This is a genomic window from Asticcacaulis solisilvae (assembly GCF_052327315.1).
GTDB lineage: Bacteria > Pseudomonadota > Alphaproteobacteria > Caulobacterales > Caulobacteraceae > Asticcacaulis > Asticcacaulis solisilvae_B.
The window spans coordinates 1,459,646-1,484,035 of record NZ_CP166196.1 but is presented as its reverse complement, the minus strand read 5'-3'; the positions used below and the strand labels follow the sequence as shown (position 1 = coordinate 1,484,035).

General features: G+C 60.2%; 24 protein-coding genes and 2 tRNA genes. 9 read left to right on the top strand and 17 right to left on the bottom strand.

Annotated features, from left to right (window positions below; translation table 11 throughout):
• Positions 1–105: 105 nt before the first annotated feature.
• A complete protein-coding gene (locus tag AB8717_RS06745) occupies positions 106–537 on the bottom strand; it encodes a winged helix-turn-helix transcriptional regulator (RefSeq protein ID WP_443750270.1) in 432 nt (143 codons plus the stop codon).
• A 109-nt stretch (positions 538–646) separates the two neighbouring features.
• On the opposite strand from AB8717_RS06745, the gene AB8717_RS06740 reads away from it, so the two are divergent.
• On the top strand, positions 647–1,513 hold the full coding sequence (locus AB8717_RS06740; RefSeq protein WP_443750269.1) for an SDR family oxidoreductase: 867 nt from the start codon (positions 647–649) through the stop codon (positions 1,511–1,513).
• A 16-nt stretch (positions 1,514–1,529) separates the two neighbouring features.
• On the opposite strand, the gene AB8717_RS06735 is transcribed toward AB8717_RS06740, so the two are convergent.
• Positions 1,530–1,601: transfer RNA gene (locus AB8717_RS06735), tRNA-Lys, on the bottom strand.
• A 20-nt stretch (positions 1,602–1,621) separates the two neighbouring features.
• Positions 1,622–2,974 (bottom strand): hypothetical protein, encoded by a 1,353-nt coding sequence (locus AB8717_RS06730; protein ID WP_443750268.1) that lies wholly within the window; start codon positions 2,972–2,974, stop codon positions 1,622–1,624.
• 99 nt (positions 2,975–3,073) lie between these two features.
• On the opposite strand from AB8717_RS06730, the gene AB8717_RS06725 reads away from it, so the two are divergent.
• On the top strand, positions 3,074–3,592 hold the full coding sequence (locus AB8717_RS06725; RefSeq protein ID WP_443750267.1) for a GNAT family N-acetyltransferase: 519 nt from the start codon (positions 3,074–3,076) through the stop codon (positions 3,590–3,592).
• Between the two features lie 71 nt (positions 3,593–3,663).
• Here AB8717_RS06725 and AB8717_RS06720 read toward each other — a convergent pair whose 3' ends face one another.
• The 7 genes from AB8717_RS06720 to AB8717_RS06690 form a co-directional block, all read right to left on the bottom strand.
• Entirely contained in the window at positions 3,664–4,938 is a 1,275-nt protein-coding gene (locus AB8717_RS06720; RefSeq protein ID WP_443750266.1) for an SGNH/GDSL hydrolase family protein, read from the bottom strand.
• Positions 4,939–4,992: 54 nt separating this feature from the next.
• Positions 4,993–5,433: an NUDIX domain-containing protein gene (locus AB8717_RS06715; RefSeq protein WP_443750265.1), complete on the bottom strand. Its 441-nt coding sequence runs from the start codon at positions 5,431–5,433 to the stop codon at positions 4,993–4,995.
• A gap of 7 nt (positions 5,434–5,440) precedes the next feature.
• Positions 5,441–6,448 (bottom strand): hypothetical protein, encoded by a 1,008-nt coding sequence (locus AB8717_RS06710; protein WP_443750264.1) that lies wholly within the window; start codon positions 6,446–6,448, stop codon positions 5,441–5,443.
• 69 nt (positions 6,449–6,517) lie between these two features.
• Positions 6,518–6,844: a 2Fe-2S iron-sulfur cluster-binding protein gene (locus tag AB8717_RS06705; RefSeq protein ID WP_443750263.1), complete on the bottom strand. Its 327-nt coding sequence runs from the start codon at positions 6,842–6,844 to the stop codon at positions 6,518–6,520.
• A 94-nt stretch (positions 6,845–6,938) separates the two neighbouring features.
• The gene (locus tag AB8717_RS06700) at positions 6,939–7,361 is read right to left on the bottom strand and encodes an endonuclease domain-containing protein (RefSeq protein ID WP_443750262.1); all 423 of its coding nucleotides are present in this window, start codon (positions 7,359–7,361) and stop codon (positions 6,939–6,941) included.
• A gap of 78 nt (positions 7,362–7,439) precedes the next feature.
• Positions 7,440–9,119 carry a hypothetical protein gene (locus AB8717_RS06695; RefSeq protein WP_443750261.1) on the bottom strand — a complete coding sequence of 560 codons (1,680 nt, stop codon included), beginning with the start codon at positions 9,117–9,119 and terminating at the stop codon, positions 7,440–7,442.
• Positions 9,120–9,180: 61 nt separating this feature from the next.
• Positions 9,181–11,238 (bottom strand): M13 family metallopeptidase, encoded by a 2,058-nt coding sequence (locus AB8717_RS06690; protein ID WP_443750260.1) that lies wholly within the window; start codon positions 11,236–11,238, stop codon positions 9,181–9,183.
• Between the two features lie 180 nt (positions 11,239–11,418).
• Here AB8717_RS06690 and tssD point away from each other — a divergent pair, with 180 nt between their 5' ends.
• Positions 11,419–11,958: a type VI secretion system tube protein TssD gene (tssD, locus tag AB8717_RS06685; protein WP_443750259.1), complete on the top strand. Its 540-nt coding sequence runs from the start codon at positions 11,419–11,421 to the stop codon at positions 11,956–11,958.
• A gap of 51 nt (positions 11,959–12,009) precedes the next feature.
• On the opposite strand, the gene AB8717_RS06680 is transcribed toward tssD, so the two are convergent.
• Positions 12,010–12,363 carry an Hpt domain-containing protein gene (locus tag AB8717_RS06680; RefSeq protein WP_443750258.1) on the bottom strand — a complete coding sequence of 118 codons (354 nt, stop codon included), beginning with the start codon at positions 12,361–12,363 and terminating at the stop codon, positions 12,010–12,012.
• 150 nt (positions 12,364–12,513) lie between these two features.
• Here AB8717_RS06680 and AB8717_RS06675 point away from each other — a divergent pair.
• Positions 12,514–12,589, top strand: a tRNA-Lys gene (locus AB8717_RS06675).
• 162 nt (positions 12,590–12,751) lie between these two features.
• The gene (locus AB8717_RS06670; protein WP_443750257.1) at positions 12,752–13,408 is read left to right on the top strand and encodes an Arm DNA-binding domain-containing protein; all 657 of its coding nucleotides are present in this window, start codon (positions 12,752–12,754) and stop codon (positions 13,406–13,408) included.
• A 7-nt stretch (positions 13,409–13,415) separates the two neighbouring features.
• On the opposite strand, the gene trbG is transcribed toward AB8717_RS06670, so the two are convergent.
• Genes trbG through trbL form a run of 3 tightly spaced genes read right to left on the bottom strand, consistent with a single transcriptional unit; the run spans position 13,416 to position 16,303 of the window.
• The gene (gene trbG, locus AB8717_RS06665) at positions 13,416–14,303 is read right to left on the bottom strand and encodes a P-type conjugative transfer protein TrbG (RefSeq protein WP_443750256.1); all 888 of its coding nucleotides are present in this window, start codon (positions 14,301–14,303) and stop codon (positions 13,416–13,418) included.
• Positions 14,304–14,341: 38 nt separating this feature from the next.
• A complete protein-coding gene (trbF, locus tag AB8717_RS06660; RefSeq protein ID WP_443750255.1) occupies positions 14,342–15,067 on the bottom strand; it encodes a conjugal transfer protein TrbF in 726 nt (241 codons plus the stop codon).
• Positions 15,068–15,070: 3 nt separating this feature from the next.
• Positions 15,071–16,303 (bottom strand): P-type conjugative transfer protein TrbL, encoded by a 1,233-nt coding sequence (trbL, locus tag AB8717_RS06655; protein ID WP_443750254.1) that lies wholly within the window; start codon positions 16,301–16,303, stop codon positions 15,071–15,073.
• Between the two features lie 152 nt (positions 16,304–16,455).
• Here trbL and AB8717_RS06650 point away from each other — a divergent pair, with 152 nt between their 5' ends.
• A complete protein-coding gene (locus AB8717_RS06650; RefSeq protein WP_443750253.1) occupies positions 16,456–17,964 on the top strand; it encodes a DUF389 domain-containing protein in 1,509 nt (502 codons plus the stop codon).
• 6 nt (positions 17,965–17,970) lie between these two features.
• The gene (locus AB8717_RS06645) at positions 17,971–18,414 is read left to right on the top strand and encodes a hypothetical protein (RefSeq protein WP_443750252.1); all 444 of its coding nucleotides are present in this window, start codon (positions 17,971–17,973) and stop codon (positions 18,412–18,414) included.
• A gap of 14 nt (positions 18,415–18,428) precedes the next feature.
• On the opposite strand, the gene AB8717_RS06640 is transcribed toward AB8717_RS06645, so the two are convergent.
• The gene (locus AB8717_RS06640) at positions 18,429–18,797 is read right to left on the bottom strand and encodes a YidH family protein (RefSeq protein WP_443750251.1); all 369 of its coding nucleotides are present in this window, start codon (positions 18,795–18,797) and stop codon (positions 18,429–18,431) included.
• Positions 18,798–18,859: 62 nt separating this feature from the next.
• On the opposite strand from AB8717_RS06640, the gene AB8717_RS06635 reads away from it, so the two are divergent.
• A complete protein-coding gene (locus AB8717_RS06635) occupies positions 18,860–19,321 on the top strand; it encodes a DUF1810 family protein (protein ID WP_443750250.1) in 462 nt (153 codons plus the stop codon).
• Between the two features lie 288 nt (positions 19,322–19,609).
• On the opposite strand, the gene AB8717_RS06630 is transcribed toward AB8717_RS06635, so the two are convergent.
• Together AB8717_RS06630 and AB8717_RS06625 are read right to left on the bottom strand one after the other, a co-directional pair.
• Entirely contained in the window at positions 19,610–21,448 is a 1,839-nt protein-coding gene (locus AB8717_RS06630; protein WP_443750249.1) for an SLC13 family permease, read from the bottom strand.
• The gene (locus AB8717_RS06625) at positions 21,445–22,728 is read right to left on the bottom strand and encodes a cation:proton antiporter (protein WP_443750248.1); all 1,284 of its coding nucleotides are present in this window, start codon (positions 22,726–22,728) and stop codon (positions 21,445–21,447) included. The genes AB8717_RS06630 and AB8717_RS06625 overlap by 4 nt, the downstream gene beginning before the upstream one ends.
• 102 nt (positions 22,729–22,830) lie before the next feature.
• Here AB8717_RS06625 and AB8717_RS06620 point away from each other — a divergent pair, with 102 nt between their 5' ends.
• Positions 22,831–24,042, top strand: coding sequence for a hypothetical protein (locus tag AB8717_RS06620; protein ID WP_443750247.1), 1,212 nt, complete (start codon positions 22,831–22,833; stop codon positions 24,040–24,042).
• Positions 24,043–24,390 lie beyond the last annotated feature (348 nt).

Here is a 24,390-nt window from a genome sequence, read left to right as displayed (position 1 = left end):
TCCCCGTTTTCGTAGAAAATGGGGAGGGGGACCGCACGACTGAGCGTTGCGCAAGCAACGGCGAAGGAGATGTGGTGGTGGGGTTTCTTGCTTCCCCTTCCCTCCCTAAACCGCCTCTTCCACCCTCTGCACGTCGAACGCCGCGCGCGACGCCCTGATGCGCGTGTGGTTGGCGTTCGCCCAACTCATCAGCCCAAAAAGGGCCGGCATCAGACTCTCTCCCAACGGCGTCAACCGATATTCCACGCTCGGCGGCACGGTCGCAAATACATGCCGGCTGATCAGCCCGTCGCGCTGCAGGTCGCGCAGGGACTGGGTCAGCATGCGTTGCGAAATATCGGGCACGGCGCGTTTCAGTTCCCCGAAGCGATGCGGACGCGCCGCCAGCGCGAACAGCAAAAGGCTGGACCACTTATCGCCGATATGATCCATGATGTCGCGCACGGGACATGAGCCTGCGTCCATGGTGCGGTCGGTCACCATCGCCATCATATCAGTGAAAATCGCGCGCATCTGCGGGGTGATATGCCCGTCCATAGGTTCCCTCCAGGTAACCAGGTGCTTTCAAACTGCCGTCTTTACACCCGCATAATAGTCTCTATTTGCATACTAGTCTACTTTTGAGACTTTTAAGAAAGATAAAGCCATGAGCACGCTTCTCGTCACCGGCGCCGCCGGCAAGCTGGGCCGCCACGTCGTCAATCTGTTGCTTGAGCAAGGCGGCAACACGGTCATCGCCGCGTCGCGCGACCCGTCGAAACTCGCCGATCTCACGGCCAAGGGCGCCGAAGCCCGCCGCGCCGATTTCGACGACCCCGCGTCGCTCGAAGCCGCGTTCAAAGGTGTCGACCGCGTGCTGATCATCTCGACCGATGCGCTGGGCGTCCCCGGCAAGCGCCTGGAACAGCACACCAACGCCGTCAATGCCGCCAGGGCCGCGGGCGTGAAAGAGGTCGTCTATACCTCCATGCCGAACCCGGAGACCTCGGCCGTGCTGTTCGCGCCGGACCACCTCGGCACGGAAAAGGCTATCAAGGCGTCGGGTTTGGCCTACACCATCCTGCGCAACGCCTGGTACGCCGAAAACCTGCTGCACAGCTTGCCGGCGGCGTTTGCTTCGGGCAACTGGTACACGGCCTCGGGCGACGGCGTGATCCCCTATGTCGCGCACGACGACTGCGCCCGTGCCGCCGCGGCCGCCCTGTCGAAGCCGGCAGCGAACCAGACGCTGGACATCACCGGGCCGGAAGCGGTGTCGCCCGACCAGATGGCGGCGATCGCCCGCGAAGTCACCGGCAAGCCGCTCAATGTCGTCAAGGTCACGGACGAGCAACTGGCCGACGGCCTGAAGCACGCCGGCTTCCCCGACGTCCTGATCCCGACCTTCGTGTCGTTCGACACCGCGACGCGCCAGGGCGATTTCGATCGGGTCAGCAGCGACATTGAAACCCTGACCGGCCGCAAGCCGGAAACCCTCAAGGCGGTCTTCGAAGCCAACAAGGCTGCGTTCTAGCTAGGTTTGAGAGGTGCTGCCCGAGCTGGGCTCGAACCAGCGTCCAGTCGGGTAAGAGCCGACCGCTCTTCCACTGAGCTACCGGGCAGCATCGCCAATCGAACAAAACTACTGCGTCTTGTCAACCGACCCTGGCCGCAACGGCTTGCCGCTGAAGACGCCAACGCGCCGCAGATAGTCCGCCAGATAGGGATTGCTGACGGTCACGCCGTGAACCAGTTCTGGCGTCGGCTTGAAGACAGCAACCTGGGTCAAAGCCTTCGGCGCCGCCCATCCCGACGCTTCCGGATCGATCCCGCATTGCCGGCAGACCGCTTCGATATCGGATCGCGTGCAGGAACGCTCCCCGCGCAGGACAAGCCACGGCGCAGGCAGGGCCAGCCACGCCTGCGTATCGGGATGCAGCCCCTTGCCACTCACACGATGCCAGGCGGCCACGTCCGCCGCAATCAGCTTCATGACCTTTCCCGGAAGGAAGGTGTCGAAGAGGCTTTCCATCCCCATTGCCATGACCAGCGCGATCCAATGGTCGCGCGCCCGGTTCCAGGCGCCGGCCAGCAGGTTCCAGGTACTGGAATCGTTGCCGCGCTTGACGATCATGGTTTCGACATTGATGTCCGTGCGGACACGGATTTCATCCAGTCTGTCCGCCAGCTCTTGCAGAATATCGAACCAGATACCGAGCAGTTGTCCGCGTTGCGTGTCATTCAGCCGCTCCAGCACGTCGGCGCGCGGAAAGACGTGGGCGATCGCCCACCAGCTTGTCGATGGATTGCCTTCGCATACCCCCAGCAAGGCCGCGCTGATTTCGTCGAAGGGCTTCTGCTGCCCGCTGATCGTGAACTCGCTGCGCAGCTTCATCCGCGCCGCGTAATAGGCCACGAAGGCCGCCGACGCGATATCGCCGCCAAAGTCATTGACCGTCAGGCGCGGCGCCAACGCGGCCTTTCCGACCAGCAGAAGCGCGCGTTGCCGGTACGCCTCACGAAGCCGCGCCGCCTTGCGTTCCAGACGGCTGCCGAGACGAAACAGCTTCGAATAGCGCCGCCGAGACAGACCCAGTGCCTTGCGCCCCGCCCGATCCAGGCGGTCGCTGCGGAAATCCGACTGCCCACGCGTCTTGCCGATCAGCTCGTCAAATGCGTCGATAAAACTATCGAGCGCCGCCATGCTGTCTTCGCTTTCGATCGCCATGTTGAGCCTGGGCGCATCGTGCAGGAATAGCGACGTCAGCTCCCGCCCCTTTGCGACCTGCCGCGCGGCAGACGCGGGCGCGATGAAGGTGGTCGCCATCGACGACCAGCCGAACCTTTGCTTGAGGGCAAAATCGATAATCGATTGAAAGCGCGGGAAAACATGCCGGGCCTGGGTTGGCGGCAAAACGTCCTTGATCAGTTTAAGCACGGTTTCCGGCGTGTCGCGTTCCGACAGCGTTGCCTGGAGCTTCGAAATCTCGTCCATAGTCCCCCTCGATATGCGTTCACGCTAACCGAGACGGCGGGAAACGCAACACCGAACAGCAAGCTGGACCGAAGCCCTCGGCCTCGTCTATCACAGGCCATGCACCTGATCGCCCCCACGACCGAACATCTGGATGCCCTGTCCGAACTGGCGGCCTCGACCTTCAGCGAGACCTTTGGGCATCTCTATCCGCCGGAAGACCTTCAGGCCTTTCTGATGAAGTCGTATGCGGCCGATACGGTGGCGGCCGAGATTGCCGATCCGGCGCAATTCTGGCGGCTGGCCGTGGACGATGACGGCCGGGCGCTGGCCTATCTGCAATGCGGGCCGGTCGGGCTGCCGCATGACGAGGCCGATCCGGCGGCGCATGGCGAGCTGAAGCGCATCTATGTCCATTCCAGCGTCCAGGGCCGCGGGTGGGGCAAGCACTTGCTGACCGTTGCCATGGGCTGGATGGAGGACACCTACCCGTCCGCGCCGCAGTGGATCGGCGTGTGGAGCGAGAATTTGAAGGCGCAGACACTCTATGGTGCGTACGGCTTCGAGCGCGTGGGCGAATACAAGTTCGCCGTCGGCGAGACGCTGGATGACGAGTTTATCCTGAGGCGTCGACCGTAAAGTAAGCGAGAAACCCCGCCACCACCCGCAGCTAAAGCTACGGGCGGTGGCGGGGGGCTTACTTGCCTGCCTTACTTGAACAGCTTCAGATCGACGTAATTGCCCATGGCCGGATAGCCCGCCACCGGGTGCAGGTGGTCGCCGGAATCATAGGCCGGCAGCAGCTGGTCGGGCTTGGCCGGATCGTGTGCGAAGGCGTCGAAGTCGATGATCGCGTCGAAACGCCCCGGCGTGCGGATCCAGGCGTTGATCGCCTGGCGGTCGGCCTCGTTCGACGCGTCGGGATGGTAATAGGTGTTGCCCATATAGGGCGTGATGGTCGCGCCGATGACCCTGAGGCCGTGGGTATGGGCCTGGTCGATCAACTGGCGATAGGATTGCTCCATACGCGTCACAAGGGCGGCATGGCCTTCCGGCGAGACCGGCGCGTCACGCGTCAGGGTGCCCAGGTCGTTGACGCCTTCGAACACCACCAGGTATTTGACGCCCGGCTGGCTGAAGACGTCGCGGTTGAGCCGCGCCAGGGCGTTCGGGCCAAGACCGTCGAGCAGCAGGCGATTGCCGCCGATGCCGAAGTTGAGCACCGACAGCGGCATGCCGGCCGCCTGTAGCCGCGCCATCAGGGCGTCGGGCCAGCGCAGGTTGGTGTTGGGCTTCACGCCGTAGCCATCGGTGATCGAGTCGCCGACAATGGCAATGGCGCCTAGCGTCTGCGTGCCCTCGACCTCGAGCCCGGCGATTTCATACCAGCGGTCGGCGGTCTTCGGCGTCGTCAGGTCAGCGTCCGACACATGGTTGCCATGAACGAAATAGGATGTTGCGCGCGAGCCCGGATGGCTGGTCAGGACCTGCGGCGCGTCGGGCTGGTAGATCGAGATCGCCAGGTCGTCGAGGCCCTTGACCGGCATATCGACCGGATCGGAGACATAGTCGGCGCCGGCGGGAATGGTCACCGCCGCCTGCCCTTCGAAGGTCACGGCATGGACGGTGGCCGGATCGACCGCGGCTCCGGCATTGGTCTTCGGGCGCGCCACCGAAACAGCCGCGATCTGCAAGGGCTGCGTGCCGAAGGCGTTCGACAGGCGGATTCGGATGCGGTCCCCACCCGAGGTGACGCGGACGATCTGGCGCAGGGTCGCGTCGGTCAGGTCTTCCGCCGGCAGGGTGTTGTTGCCTTCGGCGATCATGGTCGAGGTCGCCCAGGCAGCCACCCATTGTTTCGCGGGCGCGGGTTTGGCGGTGGCGACCGGATGCGCCCTGGCGCGGGCCATGCCCTCCATGGGGGTGGCGAAGCTCAGGACGGCAAGCGCGCACAGGGCGGCAGCACTCGAAAAGCGAATCGGCATCGGGGCGTTCTCCTTATTGGTTTGACCAATGCATAGCGCGCCCCGTTACCGCTATCAAGTTTCGCGGCGTATCCAGCGCACCATGGCCCAGCCATAGCCTTCGCGCTTCAGCCGCTTGATGACCTCCAGCGGCGGGAACCAGACCAGTTCGTGGTCGTCCTCGACCTTGGCCTGCGGGCGCTCGCGCACGAACTCGACCTCATAGACACGCGCATGATTGTTGTACGGCGTGCCGTCGTCGTGGACCATGTAATGGTTGAACTCGGCCATCAGCGCGCCGACCTTGACCTCAAGGCCCGTCTCTTCGAGATATTCGCGCTTCAGCGCCTGTTCCGGCGTCTCGCCCTCGTCGATGCCGCCGCCCGGCAGGTCGTAGGTGAATTTCGCATAGCCGACCTGGACGACGGCGATACGGCCGTCGCGCACCAGGATGCCGTAGGCGCCCTGGCGCGGGCGATAGTCCTCGCTGGATACGCGCTCACCGAACTGCAGCATCGCGGACTCAGTCCCCGCCATACAACGACACCCACGGATTTTCGACCTTGCCGGCGACGAAGTCGTCATAGACGAAGGCGGGATAGCCGACCTTGACCGACTTGGAATCGCGCCAGGCATCGACCAGGGCGTTGCGCAGGGTGGTGGCGCCGAGGCCGAGCTGTGTCGTCACGAAGGCCTTCATGTCGGCATTGCCGTCGACCAGGTCGCCGGCCTTCTGCATCTTGTACAGCGGGATGACCTGGGCGTTGGCGGCCAGGATTTCGGCGTCCAGGCACTGCTCGGGCTTCTGCGTGCACGGCGTGTATTCGCCCAGCCTGGCGCGGACGTCGGCTGTCGTGACGTTATGGTTGACGAAGACGCCTTCGAACGGCCCGTGGATAGGATCGGTCGTATAGCCGTCCGGGTTCGGATACTTGCCCCAGCCGTTATAGTGCATGGTGACATGCAGCGGCTGCGACGCGTCGCCGACATAGTGGCCGAGGAAGCCGATATCGCGCAGCATGACCTCTTCGCGGCGCAGGCGGTCGGCATGATACCAGGCCTTCTTCGTCTTGTCGGCCTCGTGCTGCTCCATCAGCGTCAGGACGCGCCAGTAGGCCATGTCCTTGGCGACCTGGGCATAGGCGTCGGCCAGGGCGTAAGGCAGATAGCCGGCTTCGTACGGGTCGCTGCCGGCGGCGCGGATCTTGACGTCGAAATCGGTGCGGTTGGCCGGCAGCTGGTCCAGCGTCATGCCGGCGATCTTGCCGTCGTCATCCAGGTTGATGAAGTGCGCCGGCAGACGGTCGTTGTCGCCGGGCTTGCTGGCGCCGCGCATGCGGTCGGGCTCGCGCGAGTATTCACCGACATCGGCGATGGCCTTGGCCGTACGCAGGAAGGCCGGCAGATAGGACGGCAGGCCGCGCATGGCCTCCTCGCCGATCATGCGGTGCCCGGCAGAGCCCCACGCAAAAGCTTGTGAGGCGATCACCGAACCGATAACGAGCGTCGAAACGAGTGCCTTGAATTTCATGCCGTCCACCATATCAACGATCAGGACGGTCTATCCGTCGCCTGTGTCATTTCTGTGAAAGCTGTAGCCTCAGTCCGTTTCCGGCGCCAGCGTGACTTTCAGCCCGTCGAGATCGGGGCGCATCAGGATCTGGCACGACAGGCGCGAGTTGCGCTTGACCATGAAGGCTTCGTCGAGCTTTTCGTCTTCCTCGTCGGACTTGGGCACCAGGTTGCCGATCCAGTCGGGGTCGACATAGACGTGGCAGGTGGCGCATTCCAGCGCGCCGCCGCACTCGGCCTTGATGGGCAGGCCGTTGTCGCGGATGATCTCCATGACGCGCCAGCCTTCCAGCGCCGGCAGATTATGTTCGACCCCGTCGCGGTCGGTGCAGAGAATATGGAGCTCTTCGGACATTCGTGTTCAGCCTGCTAAAGTTCGCCGATGCGTTTAGAGCGCAAGTGCACACCACGCAAGTCAAAGAAGCGAGGATGACTTCGGCCCTCCCCGTTTACGGGGAGGGGGGACCGCCGAAGGCGGTGGGCGGGGCCTCTTTCCTCAATTTCAGCATCTCGACACGATTCAAAGCAATCGCAACGACGGCGTCCGCCGTCTCATCCGGGTCCGCGAGCAACTCCCCGGCTATAATCCGATGCACAGCAATACCTTGCGCCTCAAGCCACGCATCGCGCACGGCGTCTTTGGCGATCTGCCGTTCACGCGTATGGTCCGAACCATCAACCTCGATACAAAGCTTTGCCTTTGCGCAGTAAAAATCAAGCACGTACGGCCCCAGCGGATGCTGATTGCGAAAAACCAATCCATCCGAAGTCCGCGTCCTCAGCCGCAACCATAACCATACCTCAGGCTTCGTCATGGCTTTGCGCAGCCGCCGCGCGGCACTTATCTTCGCGTCCTTCCGAATGTTGCGCATCTATCCCCTATAGAAAGCCCCGCCCACCGCCTTCGGCGGTCCCCCCTCCCCATAAATGGGGAGGGCCGAAGTAGTTATCTACGACTTTTTTCCAAAGCCGCTGAGATAGTTCAGGACTGGAGCGAGGAATGCAAACATCGGTGACTGTCCCGCAAGTTGGTATAGCTGGGCTGACATCATCATAAAGATGCCAACGACGACAGCTTCAGAGCCTCTCTTGAGCCCTTCTTTCACACCGTCGCCTAACGCACGACCTCCGGCTTTCAATCCATCCAGGGCAATCCTGCTCATGGTCGCCAGAACGTTCATCACACCGCGCGTCAATATCTTGCGCTCACGCGGGCGTCCGTCCTCCCAGTCCGCCGCCAACATTTCGTAATCCAGTTCCAGCTTGACCTCGTCTTCCAGTGCATCGGTCTTCATCAGTGCCGAAGCGACATCCTTGACAGCACCAATATCCCGCTCCGTCGGATCGATATCGCTATTTAGACCTTTGCAGAAGTCCGCCCAAATCTCAGCACTGGCAAGCGTTCGCCCAAGGTTGACGTTGAACGCCACGACCTCAACTGCCATGTCGGGTAAGAAAATCTCGTCAGCCTTAAGCGCAAATCCTTGGAGGCGCTCGGCTGCGGAGCCGACCCGGATAACGTCGAAAGAGTCATAGTCTGCCCCAAGGCCATCACGCAGCCGGACGAAAGCACATCGAAGACCAGCATGGTTGTGCGTTGGAAATGTCGTCTCGAAATCATCGATAGACTCGATTAGAGCCTGCCGCGCCGAATGAAGCGTTCCTTTCGGATCGTCCGGCGGTGAAGACGGTTGTCGCGCTACTTTACCCTGGCGCTCAAACGTCTCCAACGGCCCAGCCATTTGCTCAGGAATAGCCGGTATGCGCAAAGCGGCCAGGCGATCGAGGATATCTCTATTGACTACTTGAATTTCACGGCTCCAAAAGCCGTTCGTTTCAGCAGACAGACGCATACAAAAGGCGGCATTTTCCCGCTCGGTAAGCTCGGAAAAAGCAGTCGTTCCCCCACGCAGGCAGGCATCATACCACTCCCCCCACGGCTGCCAATTCATCTGCGGAGAGGCTAAAAGTTGCCTCTTCAGATTTTCCCAGCAGATCAGGATATTTCGATATGGCCTCCCCATCCATAAGGGCGCCAACAGAAGCCGGTGCGCGGAATATAGATCACCGACTTCCCGTACCAAAAAAGAAACATCATCCTCAACAGACTTCCAAATGGCCCGCCGGGCCCCTTTTGACGATGAAAGCACCCCGTCCGACGCAAACGACGAAGCGTCACCCCTGGCTTCGCTTTCCGATAGACTTTCACGAGCGCTTAAGAGGCTTCGTTGGTAGGCTTCATTATAGGCGACATTGCGCAAGTTACCTGAGCTATAGGCAGCATCAGCGACCGCCTCAACCGTCTCCATAGCGTCACCTATACCAAGGTGCTTACCGAGAGCGTATGTCGCTGCGGCTGCACGTGTGGCGTATATGGCTGAACCTACCGTTTTTAACGCGCTTGCAGCTACCAGTGCCGAGTCTATGGCGTCCCGACAGTCATATTGAAGCGCCGTTCTTGAAACAAATAGCGCGCGAGCAGTGGGCAGAAGCGAGTTGCCAGACTGCTCTCGATCGCGCGACAACGGAAAAATCCTGAGCGCGGCGCGAACTGCGATAATGGGCGCCAATTCCGCCAGCTTCCCGTTAAGAAAAGCTGCAAGTTCACCCCTATTACGAATCTCAACCACGCGCCCGCTCCCTTATGGTTGCAACAACCATAAGGGAGCGAAACGCGATATCAACACAAAATCACCACACCTGAACGCGGTCCTCCGGCTTCAGATACAGCTTCTGCTCGGCCGTCACCTTGAACGCCGGATACCAGGCGTCCAGGTTACGCACCGTATCGCCACGGTACTCATCCGGCGCATGGCCGTCGGTCTTGATCTGCTGGCGCAGCGCCGCTTCGCGCTCGGTCTGGCGCCACGACTGGGCGAACGCGATGAAGAAGCGCTGGTCGCCGGTCAGGCCGCGCTTGACCACGTCCGGCTTGCCGTGCAGCGACATCTTGTAGGCGTCGTACGCCGCCGACAGCCCCGCCACGTCGGCGATATTCTCGCTCAAGGCCTGCTTGCCGTTCAGGCACAGGTCGCTGTACGGGCAGTACTTGTCGTACTGCGCCGCCAGCTTGGCCGACGCGCCCTGGAAGTGCTTCAAGTCGTCCGGCGTCCACCAGTTCTGCAGGCGGCCCTGCGCGTCGAACTGGCTGCCCTGGTCGTCGAAGCTGTGGCTGATCTCGTGGCCGATGGTCGCGCCGATCGCGCCGAAATTATAGGCGGCGTCGGCCTGCGGATCGAAGTACGGCGCCTGCAGGATCGCCGCCGGGAAGTTCAGCGCATTGGCCAGGGGCAGGTTGACCGCGTTGACCGTCTGCGGCGTCATCACCCACTGGTCGCGGTCGGGCTTTTGCCCCAGCTTGGCCAGGTTGCGCTGATAATCGAACAGCTCGGCGCGCTTGAGGTTGCCGATGACGTCGCCGCGCACGATCTCAAGCTTGGAATAGTCGACCCACTTATCGGGATAGCCGACGCCGATATGCAGGGTTTGCAGCTTGGCCAGCGCCTTCGCCTTGGTGTCCGGCGACATCCAGGTCAGCTTTTCGATGCGCGTGTGATAGGCCTTGAGCTCGTCCTGGACCATGGCCTCGATCTTGGCCTTGGCCGCCGGCGGGAAATACTTCGCGACATAAAGCCTGCCGACGACTTCGCCGACCGCGCCGTTGGTGGCGCCGATGGCGCGCTTCCAGCGGTCGGAAATCTGCGTCGTGCCCTGCAGCGCCGTGCCGAAGAAGGCGAAGCGCGCATCGACAAAGGCCTTGGGCAGGTAGGGACCGTAATGATCGATCGTCATATAGGTCAGGTAGTCCTTCCACACGTCGAGCGGCTCACTGGCCACCAGGGCCGAGATGCCGGTGACGGCGGTCGGATGCCACACGATGAAGCCCTGCTGGCCCGACAGCCCCGCGCTCTTGAAATAGGCGTCCCAGTCGAGGCCGGGCGCCTTCGCCGCGAAGTCGGCGCGCGTCCACGGATTGTTGGCCTTCTGCACGTCTTCCGAATCCTCGCGGCTGGCGTGGGTCTGCGCGATCTTGGTTTCCAGCGCGAAGATGCGGGCGGCCCGCGCGTCGGCGTCGGTCAGGCCGGCCAGCTTCAGCTCCGTGGCGATATAGGCCTGGTACTTGGTGCGCAGCTCGGCCATCCTGGGCGAATCGTCGAGATAGTAGGCGCGGTCGGGCATGCCCAGGCCGCCTTGCAGCAGGTAGGGCACGTTGTGGTCCGGGTCGTTGAAGCCCTGCTGCACCCACAGGCCGAAGATGTTGTCCGTATAGAAGTCGGTGGCGTTCAGCGCGTCGACGTCGGCGCGCAGGGTCGTCCCCAGATAGGCCGACAGCGACGCCTTGTCCGTCAGGGCGTTGATCGCCTCGAAATTGGGTTGCAGCGGCTTCAGGCCGTCGGCCTCGATCTTCGCCTCGTCCATGAAGCTGGCATAGTAGTCGCCGACCTTCTGCGCGTCCGAGCCCTTGGCCGGCGTGCCTTTCGCCGCATTCTGGATCAGCTCGCGCACCTGCGTGTTGGTCTTTTCGATCAGCACCACCGCCGGGCCGTAGGATGACCGGTCGGCGGGGATCTGCGCCGTCTTCAGCCACGCGCCGTTGGCGTACTTGTAGAAATCGTCGCCCGGCTTGACCGTCTTGTCCATGCCGCCCAGGTCGACGTCATGGACGACGGGGGCGGCAGGCTTGGCCTGTGAAGCCAGGGGCATGACGGCAAGGACAAGAGCGATGGCGGTGGAGCGGGAGAGCATCATGGCGGCCTCGTTATGAAAAAGCGTAAAGGTTGACGGAATTTACTGAACCCTCTTTTGCCGCCGTCAAGTTACAAGTCGGCAATGTTTCCAGTGAAATTACCCGTTAACGATTCGCATTGCGTCCCTCTGCCCGGCGTGACATTGTCGCATAACGGGGTTTTTCACAACAGGGAGGGTACCATGCGTAACCGTATCATCGGGCTTTTTGCCACGGCTGCTTTTCTGCTGGCGGCCGGCGCTCATGCCGAACAGGGCTTCCTGCAGATCAAGGGCCAGAAAACGGGCGAGATCAAAGGCGACGCCATGCAGAAGGGGCATGAGGGCTGGAGCACCGTGCGCTCGATCGATTACGGGATGACCGCAGGCGCCGACGCCGCGGGCATGGCGACCGGCCGCCGCCTCCACCAGGGCATCAGCTTCACGCTCAGCTGGTCCAAGGCGACGCCGCTTCTCGTGGCGGCTGCCAACTCAAGCGAAAACCTGACCGATGTCGAGTTCCAGCGCTGGGCGCCGCAGACCAATGCCGCCAACGGAATCGGCGTCGATGTCAACAGCGATACGATCCACCTGAGCAATGCCCGCATCACGTCGTTGAAGATCGTCGACCAGACCGAGGACAAGGTGCTCGACCCCGTCGTCATCGTCACCTTCAGCTATCAGAAGATGACGATCACCCATGTCGACGGCGGCATTACGGGCGAGGACAGCTGGGCGCAGTAAGGCCGGCTGTCTTCGCCGTCTTTCCGCCGGAAAGAGACGCGTATTGGCGTCCTACCCTTTCAGGCTCTTCAATTGCAGCCCGTGCAGGTAGGCCGCCACGTCGTGCAGGGCGGCGTCCATGGCGGTCCGGACCTTTTCCAGGCGGCCCGGCGCGCCCGCTTCGTCGCCCTTTTCGGCCTCCCCGGCCTTTTCCGCCAGAATCGTGGCGCCGATGCCCGCGGCCGCGCCCTTAAGCGTATGGGCCGCGTCGCGCCAGCCTTCGTGGGACACGGTCAGCAGCGGCGACCACAGCTCGCACTGCTGCTGGAACAGGCGCAGGACCTCCTCGATGACGCCGGCGTCATTCATCGTGTAGCTTTCGAGAAAAGCGAAATCGACAACGCCCGTAACATCCCGCATCGCCATGCCGTTCGGCCTCCATCCACAGGTTGACTTAAGAAAATCAGCCATAGACTGATTTTGCGCTTGAAACCCAGTCAAAAATGGCTATGTTCCGCCGCCTTGCCGGGGACCAACCCCTGGCCGTTTCGGTCTCCGAAACGCATGAAGTGGTATGGGTGTGTAGCTCAGTTGGTAGAGCAGCTGACTCTTAATCAGCGGGTCCACGGTTCGAGTCCGTGCCCACCCACCATTTCGCCTTCCGCCGGGGTCCGGCGTTGATTGAAAAATCCAATAAAATCTGATATATTAGCACTGGTGACGTCCACGAGTGTCTGCCCGTTTCCGCCCGCATCCGGGTGATTTGGGGGGCTCGCTGGGGGTCTTTTCCGCAACGCGATTTTCGAGACCCCCAATGGCACTTTCGGACACGCAAATTCGGGCCGCGAAACCCCGAAGCACACAATACAAGCTTTATGACGACGGCGGTCTCTTCATGATCGTCAAGCCGACAGGTGCCAAGCTGTGGCGTCTTAAATATCGATATGGCGGTAAGGAAGCCGGCTTTCGACATCAAGCCTGCCGGCACCTCAAGATTGGCAGCTTGCGGCAGTCCAACCGAGGCCGTCGGCAAGGCTGTCGCGTGATCGGCAACCTGGAAGAACAGGCCTGCATCCCGTGTCGTCTCAATGGCCTTATTCGAATCGGAGGATGCTGTCTGTATGGCAACCGCCTGCGCCTGCTGATGCTCCAGGATCGGCCGCCCGAGATCGCCCGGCAAAGGCGGCCCGAGTTGCGGGACACCGGCGGGCACATCGGCGTAGGATTTGGGCAAGGCCTGCAACCGGTCAGGCGTCGGCTTCTGTTCCGCGGCCGCCTTGTCCGGATCATATTGCGCGCCTTGTTGGGCGGGCGGTTTCACGCCAGGGCGCTGCAGGCCCAGCCAGGTAACGCCGACGATGGCGAAACAGCCAATCGCCGCGGCGCCGATCAAGACATTGCGCTTGAAGCGCACGACACGCCGCGGCCGACCGCGCAGGACGAGCGTCTCGGGATCGACTTTCGGGGGTGATGCCGGTTCAGTCATGACCGCCCCCGTTTGATGACGCATCCGTCCGGGTGATGCGGACAACGGACTGATGCTTGCCGCCAAGGCGGAGTTCGGCGACACCGAAAAGGCGGTCCGCGACATAGTAATTGTGCTGAACCCGGTAATTCAGCAACTCAGCCTGTCCGCCCTCCCCGATCACAAACAACGGCGGGGCCTCGCCTTGAGCCAGGGTTGCCGGGAATTCGATGTAGGTCTTTTGGCCGTCATCGAAGACATGGACGGGACGCCAGGCCGGTTTATCCCCGGTGATGGCGTAGCCGAAATGGAGGTCATCCACGGCGATGCCGACGGCCACAGGGGCGGCGGCCGCGGCCTTGACCTGCGCCGCTTGCAAAGCAATGAGCGCATCCTGCGGATAGCTCCACGAGATCGCCGCCATGGCGGTCGCCGGGGCGCTCTCCAGTTGAAGGTGATAGGTCCGCCGATCCGTGGTGATCACCAGATTGGTCTTCAGGCCTGCCGTATAGGGCTTGACCAAAACATGAACCTGCTTGGTCACAGCCGCACCGCTATAGGTGTTGCCGATAACCCAACGCGCCGTGTCGCCGGAGGAAATGGCCACCAGTTGTTCGCCCGCCTGAAGGGCAATATCGCTGACCTTTTCCGGTGCGGCAAAGAGCCGATAGATGGCGCCATCCATGAAGGGATAGATCTGGTTGGCGTTGACGAACCCATCGGCCCTCGGCTCCTGAACTGCCGCCTGGTTAGCCGCCGTCACGGCCATAGTGGCCGCGACATCTGGATGCTGTGCAGTATGGGCAAGCCGCAAGTAAGGAACAGGCTTGGCCTGAGCCCCGGTGCAGACCCCAAGGGCCAGGCAGGAAGTGGATGTCAGGAAAATCATGGCGATACGCATGGCGTTTCTCCTCATTCGGAAGTGGTGGAAGGGGTGGGTTAGACGGGTGCCGGTGGCGACGCCTGTGGGGTTTCGCCCGGGCCGGCATAGTCCCGCGACCAGGCGAGTTGGTTGACATAAAGGCCGAGCGGATTCTTCCGCAGGACGTCTTCGCGTTGCGGTGTCTTTTCCAGAACGCTGAGGATCGCGGTCCAATGCTCAGTCCCGGTCAGCGTCCCGCGCTGGTAGGCCTGTTCGACCCACTTGACCTGGAAGGACGTCTTGGAGGCACGAACGACACTGGTGATCTGCACCGTGACGCTGCGCTCGCCGATACCGGCAAATGGGTCGTGCGCCTGGGCCTGAGCATTCAGAAACAGGGCTGCATCGTCGGTCGCGAAGGCATAGGCATCCAGCCAATTCTGGCGGACAAGCACCGGATCGATCGACAGCGAGCGGATATTGGTGATGAACCGCGCCAGGAACCACGAAATCTGAGCATCGTTCGGATTGTAGGGCGTGGTTGCCGGCCCAAGGGCGCGCACCTGCCCTTCTTCGCCGACCTCAACGACATAGGGCCTGACGCGATTTTGCCCGGCCAGCCAGACCATGCCGGCGGAAAGCGTCAGGGATACCGCGACGGCGCCGAAAGCCAACAGCCGCCAGTTCTTCGCCTGAACGACGACGGCGCCGATGCGGTCATCCCAGACTTGAGCTGCCTTCTGGTAAGGTGTGACGGGCTCAGGCGTTTGGCCATAGCGCTGAGCACTGCGTTTAAACAGCATGGGTTACTCCTTGTGTGAGAGATCGGGATTGGCTGAGGCGACAGGCTGGTCACCGGCGGCGATGGCGGCCTGGGCCATGTGCAGGTGGCTGCGGAGGCGCTGCTCGTCCTGCATTTTTCTCGCCCAATCGGGCGCGCTTTGCTCGGGCGAAGTCCTGGATTTGGAAGCAGCAGATGTTTGGCCGGATGTGGCAGTTCCACCAGCCGAACCGCCTGCGGATTTCGGGGCTGGACCACCCGATGGTGCGTTGCCGCCACCTGAGCCGGAAGGACTTCCGCCAGGACGGCCCATGGAAGAGGCCGCCTTGAGAGCACCGAGTGCCGATCCGCCAGCGCCGGCGATGGCACGGGCCGCGCCCATGACGGCACCGCCAGCCAGCATGCCGGCCCCAGCGGCCGCTCCGACAGTGCCGAGAGCGGCGCCAGCACCCAGTTGCGGTGCACCCGACACGAGACCGGAGGCAATCCCCGGACCGAAGATGCCGAGGCCCAGGATGGTCAAAGATGCCAGGACCAGCGACATGGCTTGGTTGATGTCGGCCTCCTGGCCCTTCAGGGCACCGACGAACTGACCGAAATAGCTGGAACCGATGCCGACGATGACGGCGAGCACCATGACCTTGATACCGGAGGTGATGACATTGCCAAGCACGCGCTCCGCCAGGAAGGCCGTCTTGTTCCAGAAGGCGAAAGGGACGACCACGAAACCAGCCAGGGTCGTCAGCTTGAATTCCAGCACGGTGATGAAAAGCTGGATAGCCAGGACGAAGAAGGCCAGCAGCACGATCAGCCAGGCGACCAACAGGACGAAGATGGTCAGGAAGTTGGAGAAGAATGTGTCGAGCCCGACGAGGTTCGCGACCTGTTCGAGCAACGGGTGCGCTGCCTCGAAACCGATGCCGGCCAGCTTGCCGGGCTTCAACAGATCCGCTGCCGACACGGTGTTGGCGCTGGCATCCAACCCCAGTTGCGAGAACGACTGGAAGATCAGATTGGCGAGGGTCTTGAAGTTGTTCAGGATGAAGGCGAAGGCGCCGACATAGAGCACCTTCTTGACCAACTTGCCCAGGACATTGCCCTCGCCGTCGAGGGCCCAGAACACACCGGCAATCGTCACGTCGATCGCGATCAGGATGCTGGTCAAGTGACCGACATCGCCCTTCAGCAGGCCGAAGCCGCTGTCGATATAGGCGATAAAGGTCGCCAAAAATTGATCAATGACATTGAGATCGGACATGACCGGGCCTGCGTCGGAAAGAGGATTGTTGGCGTTATTGCGGCGTGTAGGCGGTGCCGGAGCCCAGGAATTTTTGTGTCGCGGCCTTGGCTGCCGCCTCTCCACGTATGCAAGGCGCGATACTCACAAGACATGTGGTCGCGTTCTGGCAAATGATTGCTACCGACGCCTCGACACGACTAACCGCTGAGGCTCGCCTTGAAATCGAAAGCGATGTGCAGAAGAGCTCTCGGCTCGGTGCTGCCTATTTGATGTTTATTGTCTGTGCGTGCGGCATCGCGACCCTTGGCCTGCTGCAGTCGTCCGCGGCCGTCGTCATCGGGGCCATGTTGATCTCACCTCTCATGGGGCCGATTGTGGCGATGGGAGTGAGTCTGGCCCGGTTAGACTATAAGCGCTTCAACTCTGCGGCTATTACGCTGGCGGTCGGTGCGATAGGCTCGATACTGGCGGCGATGTTGATCGTTTGGATATCGCCCCTGAAAGATGTCACACCGGAGATTCTGAGCCGCACGCGGCCGACCCTGCTCGACCTCGTTGTTGCAGCCTTGTCCGGCGTCGTAGGCGGCTTCGTGACCGTGACGCGCAAAGGGGGAACAATCGCCGGCGTCGCGATTGCCACCGCCCTTATGCCGCCTCTCGCGGTCCTTGGATACGGCCTGGCAACCGGGTCGCTTGCCATAGCCGGTGGCGCAAGCCTTCTGTTCGCAACGAACGTGGTCGCCATTCTTGCCGCCGTCTTTTCCGTCGCAAGACGTTTCGGCCTGCGTCCTAGTCACCTCAAACACGGCGCCTGGGAAACAGTAGCGCTTTACGGCATCATAATCGCCCTGTGCGCGCCGCTTGCCCTATCCCTCACGAGTATTGTCACTGAAACGCGTACCGCCGCGCAGGTTAGGTCGGACCTGGACACCCTGTTCCGCAACCACAACGCCAGAATCAGTGACCTGAAGGTCAGTGTGGCGGGCGATATGGTGCGATCGATCGAAGCTGTCGTCGTCACCCATCAATATGTGCCGGAAGCCACGAAATACCTCCGAAGTCACTATCCTGACGCTCAGGAGGTCAATCTCGAGCAAGTTCTTGCGGCAAATGAACAGGAAATGCTGACGGTCTTGCGTCGCAACGACGCCAATCTATCGGCGGCGGAAAATGTGACGACGCCCGGTCTGGATCCTACTCTCAAAGAACTGCTGTCACGCGTTGCGACGGTGGACTCCACGCAGCAGGACGGCGATCGGGTGCGAGTGCTCGTAACCATGAAATCAGATCAAGGGCTCGCCGGGTATTACAAACTATCCCAATCCGCTCATTTTCTGCTGCCGACCGCGAAATTCGACCTTGTGCCGCCTCGCCAGGGACTGCCCCCCATTAATTTTGCAACGAACAGTAGCGCGCTGGATGCGGCGGGCGTGGAAACCGTCACTGTAATAGCGTGGGCGCTCCAGGCCTGGCACATGACCGACGCCCAGGTGACCGGCTTTGGGCCAGCAAAGCGCCCCGTTCTTTCGCGCGCACGCGCACGCGCGGTCGCCGATGCCCTCAGGGCGGCGGGCGTAACGAACGTCTCGCTAGCGCTCGGCTTGCCGTCGCCAGGGGTTGGATCCGCTGATCGTGACAATCAGGCCACCGTCACTGCGGTCAGTTTCGCTGTGCCGTAGACTCCCTTGCTGCATTTCGGCTCGGGTCACATGTTTTCAACTTTTGCCGCCTGCAAACGTAAGAACGTGATCCAAGTTTATTTGCAGCTATCGGCGCCCACTGCCATGTTAGGTTCAATAAATCACAAACTAAGGGAGTGCGATTTGACTAATATTATTAATGCGACTGCGCGCCTATCCTTCATTGCGGAACAAATGGACCGCATTCGTGCCTCTACCGACAGCTTGGACGCCGTTCGTCGCACCGTCCGCGCGCGGATCGAAAAAACAACATCCCTGCGCCTCAGCCGACGTGACCGCGCGGCTTTACGGAGCTATATACGCGATGTGACGGCGTTGTTCTGTGATGGACGCGTTGACGAGCATACAGCCGCCGCCGGCCTGAACAGGATTTTGATGGCCGCAGCTGCCAACAGCCCGTCAATCATGTACTACGGCAGTATGGTTTGAAAGGCGTGGATAGGTCAGGTTCGGCCGTTTAGAAGATACAGAAAAAGGCCAAGACCGAGTGACACGAGCAACGCCGCCAAGATTAGGTCGAGCGGCCCCCGTAAACTGGGCAGGTCTTGGCTCGAATTCAGCCTTTTGCGCGTGACGACGAAGCGGGCGGCAGCCAGGATCACAAGAAATATACTGCAAGCGATAGACCCCAGTCCAATGACGTGACCAAAGGAGGTGTCCCGCGGGGCCGTAATGCCGGAACTTGACCTTCCTATAAACACGTCTAGGCGTTCGATTAGAAGTCCATATCCGGTCATGGCGATGGATGTTCTGATCCAGGCGAGAAAAGTTCGCTCGTTGGCGGCGTGTTCCTTGAAATTTTGAATGGTCATGAAATCCCTTCCTCCAGGCGGCAGATCGGTGTCGCAAATAACGTTAGCCGGATAGCCGTAAGATGTCTTTCCAGACCGACCCAGATGACCCGTTTTATCTGCAACGTTTTCTCGACGCCCAGACGCGGGCTTACGGTCCTGTCTTGGCAGCGATTAGCCAGCGCACACCTGTTTCTTTCCGGCTATGGTCGATTTTCCCCCGGCTGCGCCCAGCTCTGCCCGGTGTTTCGCATTTTTTCCGCCTCACCTCGCCGGAAGCCGCGCGTGCATTCGAGGCGCATGCTCTGCTGGGCCCACGCCTAAAAGATGTGGCGGAAGCCGTAGTCACGCTTGACCACCGTGAGATAAAGGAGGTTTTCAACGCCGACGCCCTGCGCAAAATAAGGGCGTCAATGACCCTTTTCGCGGGCTTAAGCGGCAAAGCAGATTCGGTATATGCGCAGGTACTGGCAAAACACTTCTTTGGTGAAGGCGACCCTGAAACCATGATTCTATTGGCCAGGGCGAACGCACCCTCTGCTTAAGGCTGGCAATGCTCAAAAACTGTAAAGCCTAAGGTCTGAACGCCGTCGACGGCGGCAACTGATCATCGAATTCGTTCAAGCTATCTAGGCGCAATCCGATAAAGTGGAAGCCACTTTTTGGATAAATTGTGCGATCAAGCAAAGACTTAAAGCACATGCGATTTGGTTGAACCAAATTGTATATTGCTCTAAGTCGGACTACTCGACGTACGTCTTGTCACATCTCGCCATCCCCTATCGAGCACCAAATGGGCGTTCTGCGGATGCGCACGGCATGCTCCGTTTAAGTCACAACTTCCAATACCAAGGAATGAGAAGGGAAGCGACACCCCAAAGCAAAACGTTGAGTGGCAGACCAACTCGAAGGAAGTCTCCGAATTTATAACCGCCTGCATTAAATACGAGGAGATTGGTCTGGTAACCCAGTGGCGTTGCGAAGCTTGCGCTGGCGCCAAGCATGATTGCCGCAACGAACGGTCTCGCATCGACTCCAAACGAAGCGGCCATTCCGATCGCGATTGGCGTCAACATAACAGCGGCAGCTGTATTGCTGAAAACTTCCGTGATTGCCGAGGTCAATAGATATAGGATGGAAATGACGACGGCGGGAGGCAGCGTGTGCACCGCCTGCATCACGCTCGACACGATAAATTTCAGGGCACCGCTTCTTTCCATCGCAACGGAAACGGCGAGCATCGCGTAGATAAGCAGCAGCACATTGCCTTGCAGCGATTTCGCAGCGTCCGGCAAATTTATGCATCCGGTGAGCAAGACAGCAACAACTGCGAGGAAAGCAGTTGCTGCGATCGGCATCAAACCCAAGCTCGCGACCATGATAGCGACAATGAAGGCCGCAATAGCCATTGGCGCGCGCGCGGTCAGGAAGGGTTCGTATTCTGGCCTCGTCAAATTGATAAGCTGATCTTCAGCCACAAGACGGTGCATCTCCGCCCCTTCGCCTTTGAGAAGCACGGTATCGCCTACCGACAGACGCACGCGGCCAAAGTCGTACCGAATCTTGCCCGACTGCCGGTGGACGGCGACAATCTGAACACGATAGGCTTCATCATAATTGATCTCGTCAATTAACCTTCCCACCCAGTTGGATCCGGGGGCAATCACCCCTTCCAATGTCCGAGTATCTTCTCGCGCGATATCTTTCTGTGTCACGCCGAGTTGCCGATCGGCGGTTAGAATGTTGCGTTGATCGGACGTTATAATAAGCCGGTCACCCGCTTCCAGGCGGGTATCCATATCAACAGGCTCGGGGTTGTCACTCTTTTGGGCGCGAAACAGCTTGCGCACGTCGACGCGGTCCAGCAATTCGGCCAAAGGCACCGCCAGAGACCCTGACGTCGAAGCCGGTCTGACGTGCTGAACGACTTCGAAATCACGCTCCCGTGTCAGGCCGGTTTCCGCAAGCGTCTTGCCGATCAATGGCGAGAACTCAGCGATCGTAACCTGGGAAAGGTAGCGCCGCCGTACCTTTAAATCTGCCATATCCGAAAGCATTTGCCGCTCCGGTAGCCAGGCCCTTCCGAATGTGGCCATGTAGACGATACCCGCTGTCGCCATCAGCGCAGCAGGTATGGTCAATTCGAACATGCCGAATGGTCTTTGTCCCAGATCTTGACCCACGCCATCGACAAGAAGGTTGGTCGATGTACCGATAAGCGTGCACGTACCGCCCAAAATGGAGATATAGGAAAGCGGAATCAGAAGTTTCGACGCATTCAGGCTCTGCCTGCGAGCCAAGCTCACGACGACCGGGATCATAATTAGGACCACGGATGTGTTGTTCACGAAGAACGACCCGACAAAGACGGCCGCAAATAGGATCATAAGTGCGGCGCGCGGTGCGCGATCCGATAAGGCCTCTGCTCCTTTGCCGAGTTGATCGATGACGCCCGTCTTGTCCAGTGCAGCACTGAGGACAAACATGCAGCCGACCGTCAAGGCCGCGGGGTTCGACAGCACACCGAGCAAGTCTTTGGCCGGCAGAACGCCCGTTATAACCAAGATTGCCACCGCCCCAAGGGCGACAAACTCGATCGCCACCGTTTGCCTTATGAATAAAACGAAGACCCCGCCAACGGTCGCCAAGGTCAGCAGACTTTCCCAGTTCATTTTGCGGGAACTTCCATCTTCGCGGCGTCCCTCGTCCAGCGAACGATAAGCCTCCCGATTGTGCCGCCTTGAACCAGCACTGCGAACAGGACGACGATGTAGGTTGCCGCCATTATCATTGTTCGGCTCCCAGGCAGGGACAAGGCGAGGGCTACGGAAATGCCTCCGCGCAGTCCGCCCCATACCAAGGTCGGCATGGCTATCCGACCTAGCGTCTGGAATGGCCGCAGAACCAGCAGAGGCCCCGCGACCGACAATGCACGGGCGCAAAGAACCAAGGGAATCGCGCCGAGTCCTATTAACAACAGACGCCAGTCCTTGGATATCGCGATAACTTCAAGCCCGATCAGGAGAAACAGGACCGCATTTAGGATTTCGTCTACAAGCGCCCAGAATTTCAGAAGATAGTCACGCGTCGTATCGCTCATTGCATCTGCAACCGCGGCATTCCCGATGATGAGGCCAGCCACCGCCATGGCCACTGGCCCGCTGACGTGGAGCACACTTGCGAGACTATAACCGCCCATCACAACCGCAAGACTTATCATGACCTCAACATTATAGTCGTCGATATGCCGCATCGCGACATAGGCCAGCCCACCGGCGGCCAGACCCAGGACAATCCCACCGCCGGTTTCCTGCAGAAACTCCATTGCTGCGTGTGACACGGAAAATTCGCCGGCGCCTGTTGCCGCCGCCAATAAGATGCCGAATACCACAACGCCCACCCCGTCATTGAACAGGCTTTCACCAGCTACGGTCGCTTGGAGGGTCGGAGGCACGCAGGCATGTTTCATCACCGCCATTACCGCCACCGGATCGGTTGGACTGATCAATGCTCCGAAAACCAGACACCACAATATGTCGACCGGCAATCCGACGAGGCGCGTGAGGAGAAAGAAGCCCGTACCGACTATAATCGTGGATAGAAGCACGCCTGCCGTGCTCAAGAGCAAGATCGGCCAGAATCCCTTCTTCATGAACGCCCAATTGACATGCAATGCGCCAGCGAACAACAGGAATGAAATCATGCCATTCATGAGAGCGGTGTGAAAATCAATGTTGTCGAGGAATTGGAGTACGAGAGGCGAGAGATGGCTTTCCGGCAGCAGCGTGTCGGTCGCGACAACCAGTAGCGACGCAACAGCACCCATAAACGTAAGCCCGACAGAAGCCGGCAATTTTACCGTTTTGTGGTTGACATAGCCTAGGATGGCCGCCAGCACGATTAGGACAGAGGCCGCATCGAAGGGGCTCAGGGTAGACAGTGATAACGACATACGGCAACCTCCGATTTTGAGATTCGCCCATCCTGCCGTTTGCGTCCAGCATAAAGCGACACTGGTCCGCCGAATCTGAGGAGGCGAAAGGACTTTCGCTACATGTTCCCTGTTATTGCTGCCTTCGTCGCAACAGCGATTGTCACTCTGCTTCTAGCACTAGGCCGTTTTACGCGTACGGCGCGGTGGCGTGCGACCGTCACTCCGCTCGCGTCCATTATCGGTAGTGGCTTCCTGATTTGCGGCCCACTTCTTGCCAAGGAGTTCGGGTCTGCAGCACTCCTGGCTATGGCGGCGTTGCTGACGCTCGCCTATGCAGTCGGCGCGGTGATGCGATTCAACATCATCCATGTCGAAAACCTGGCACCCAATCTGTCCGTCCACGACCCGATTGCATGGACAATGCGCACGGCTCAAGGCGTATTGGCATTGGCATATGCCGTATCGGTGGCGTACTATCTGAAGCTACTGTCCGAATTCGTGCTTCGGGCGACACCCTCTGTCGGCGGTGCCCACGGTCTTCTGTCCAACCTTATTGTTACCGTTTTGATTGCCGCTATGACCGCCTTGACGCTCTCTGGCAGCATTACAAAAATCGAGCATGCCGCGCACGCGACCGTCTCCTTGAAGCTGGGGGTAATCGCCGGTCTTTTGGCGGGATTGCTGATATGGTGGCTGCTGAACCGGTCGGTCCCGTTGAACCTTCCTCCGATGCGCCTGACGCTCGGCGGCGTCCCTTTGCTGCTCGGGTTACTTATCACCGTTCAGGGCTTCGAAACCTCGCGCTATATGGGTGGCCAATATGATCAGCTGACCCGAGTTAAAAGCATGCGGCACGCTCAGTGGCTTTCCTCAGCCATCTATCTTGCCTTCATCCTGCTTTTGACACCCTTTCTTGCACGGGCGTCGTATTCCGAAGGAGTGGCAGGCATTCTCGATGTCATGACCCTGGTATCACCAGTCCTGACGATTTTCGTGCTCGTCGGCGCCGTTTCAAGCCAGTTGAGCGCGGCGATCGCTGACTCCATCGGGTCTGGCGGCCTCCTGATCGAGGTCTCTCGCAATCGATTCGGTGTTCGGACGGCGTTCCTTGTGTCGAGTGGGCTCGCCATCACCATCGTCTGGGTGACGGATCCATTCCAGGTCGTCGCGTTGTCGTCGCGCGCGTTCGCAGTCTATTATGCCATTCAATGCGTGTTGGCAGCTTGGCTGTCGCTGCGTACCGGGCACGGCAGCCTGTTGACACGATTTTGGTTCGGTATCGTCGGCTTAATCTGCGTCATTGCCGCGATCGCCGGCGCCCCGGCGGAGTAGTTGGCCTACGGTCAGCCTCTCAATCGTCCGCTGACTTCCGAGCATTTGACTGTATTAAGGACTTGAACGAACCGCATATTTTTCTGGGGCCAAATTAGCAACTTTCAAAAAATACTTTCAAAAATATATATAAATTCAACGGTATACATCAAAAAATGTAGCCACCTAAGCGCCACCTGTGAGGATGGCCAGCACAACTCGACCTTCGAGCCTAGTTCACCCAGCCCGTTGAAAATAACTCCCCTTCCCTTATCCGAATCGGGCCTGCGCAGCGGCACTTTAAGGCGGACACCCGCGTACCGTTGTGAATTTATGCGTACGATGATACCAAGAGAAAATCGGCAAACC

Bases quoted from the DNA above. Each gene is read 5' to 3' on its own strand.
- AB8717_RS06620 (WP_443750247.1), top strand. From the start codon at position 22,831: ATGTTCCCTGTTATTGCTGCCTTCGTCGCAACAGCGATTGTCACTCTG.
- AB8717_RS06630 (WP_443750249.1), bottom strand. From the start codon at position 21,448: ATGAACTGGGAAAGTCTGCTGACCTTGGCGACCGTTGGCGGGGTCTTC.
- AB8717_RS06680 (WP_443750258.1), bottom strand. From the start codon at position 12,363: ATGGCGATGCGGGATGTTACGGGCGTTGTCGATTTCGCTTTTCTCGAA.
- AB8717_RS06715 (WP_443750265.1), bottom strand. From the start codon at position 5,433: ATGCTGCAGTTCGGTGAGCGCGTATCCAGCGAGGACTATCGCCCGCGC.
- AB8717_RS06725 (WP_443750267.1), top strand. From the start codon at position 3,074: ATGCACCTGATCGCCCCCACGACCGAACATCTGGATGCCCTGTCCGAA.
- trbL (WP_443750254.1), bottom strand. From the start codon at position 16,303: ATGTCCGATCTCAATGTCATTGATCAATTTTTGGCGACCTTTATCGCC.
- AB8717_RS06745 (WP_443750270.1), bottom strand. From the start codon at position 537: ATGGACGGGCATATCACCCCGCAGATGCGCGCGATTTTCACTGATATG.
- AB8717_RS06625 (WP_443750248.1), bottom strand. From the start codon at position 22,728: ATGTCGTTATCACTGTCTACCCTGAGCCCCTTCGATGCGGCCTCTGTC.
- trbG (WP_443750256.1), bottom strand. From the start codon at position 14,303: ATGCGTATCGCCATGATTTTCCTGACATCCACTTCCTGCCTGGCCCTT.
- AB8717_RS06635 (WP_443750250.1), top strand. From the start codon at position 18,860: ATGTCTTTCCAGACCGACCCAGATGACCCGTTTTATCTGCAACGTTTT.
- AB8717_RS06730 (WP_443750268.1), bottom strand. From the start codon at position 2,974: ATGGACGAGATTTCGAAGCTCCAGGCAACGCTGTCGGAACGCGACACG.
- tssD (WP_443750259.1), top strand. From the start codon at position 11,419: ATGCGTAACCGTATCATCGGGCTTTTTGCCACGGCTGCTTTTCTGCTG.
- AB8717_RS06670 (WP_443750257.1), top strand. From the start codon at position 12,752: ATGGCACTTTCGGACACGCAAATTCGGGCCGCGAAACCCCGAAGCACA.
- AB8717_RS06700 (WP_443750262.1), bottom strand. From the start codon at position 7,361: ATGCGCAACATTCGGAAGGACGCGAAGATAAGTGCCGCGCGGCGGCTG.
- AB8717_RS06720 (WP_443750266.1), bottom strand. From the start codon at position 4,938: ATGCCGATTCGCTTTTCGAGTGCTGCCGCCCTGTGCGCGCTTGCCGTC.
- AB8717_RS06690 (WP_443750260.1), bottom strand. From the start codon at position 11,238: ATGATGCTCTCCCGCTCCACCGCCATCGCTCTTGTCCTTGCCGTCATG.
- AB8717_RS06740 (WP_443750269.1), top strand. From the start codon at position 647: ATGAGCACGCTTCTCGTCACCGGCGCCGCCGGCAAGCTGGGCCGCCAC.
- trbF (WP_443750255.1), bottom strand. From the start codon at position 15,067: ATGCTGTTTAAACGCAGTGCTCAGCGCTATGGCCAAACGCCTGAGCCC.
- AB8717_RS06710 (WP_443750264.1), bottom strand. From the start codon at position 6,448: ATGAAATTCAAGGCACTCGTTTCGACGCTCGTTATCGGTTCGGTGATC.
- AB8717_RS06705 (WP_443750263.1), bottom strand. From the start codon at position 6,844: ATGTCCGAAGAGCTCCATATTCTCTGCACCGACCGCGACGGGGTCGAA.
- AB8717_RS06650 (WP_443750253.1), top strand. From the start codon at position 16,456: ATGATTGCTACCGACGCCTCGACACGACTAACCGCTGAGGCTCGCCTT.
- AB8717_RS06640 (WP_443750251.1), bottom strand. From the start codon at position 18,797: ATGACCATTCAAAATTTCAAGGAACACGCCGCCAACGAGCGAACTTTT.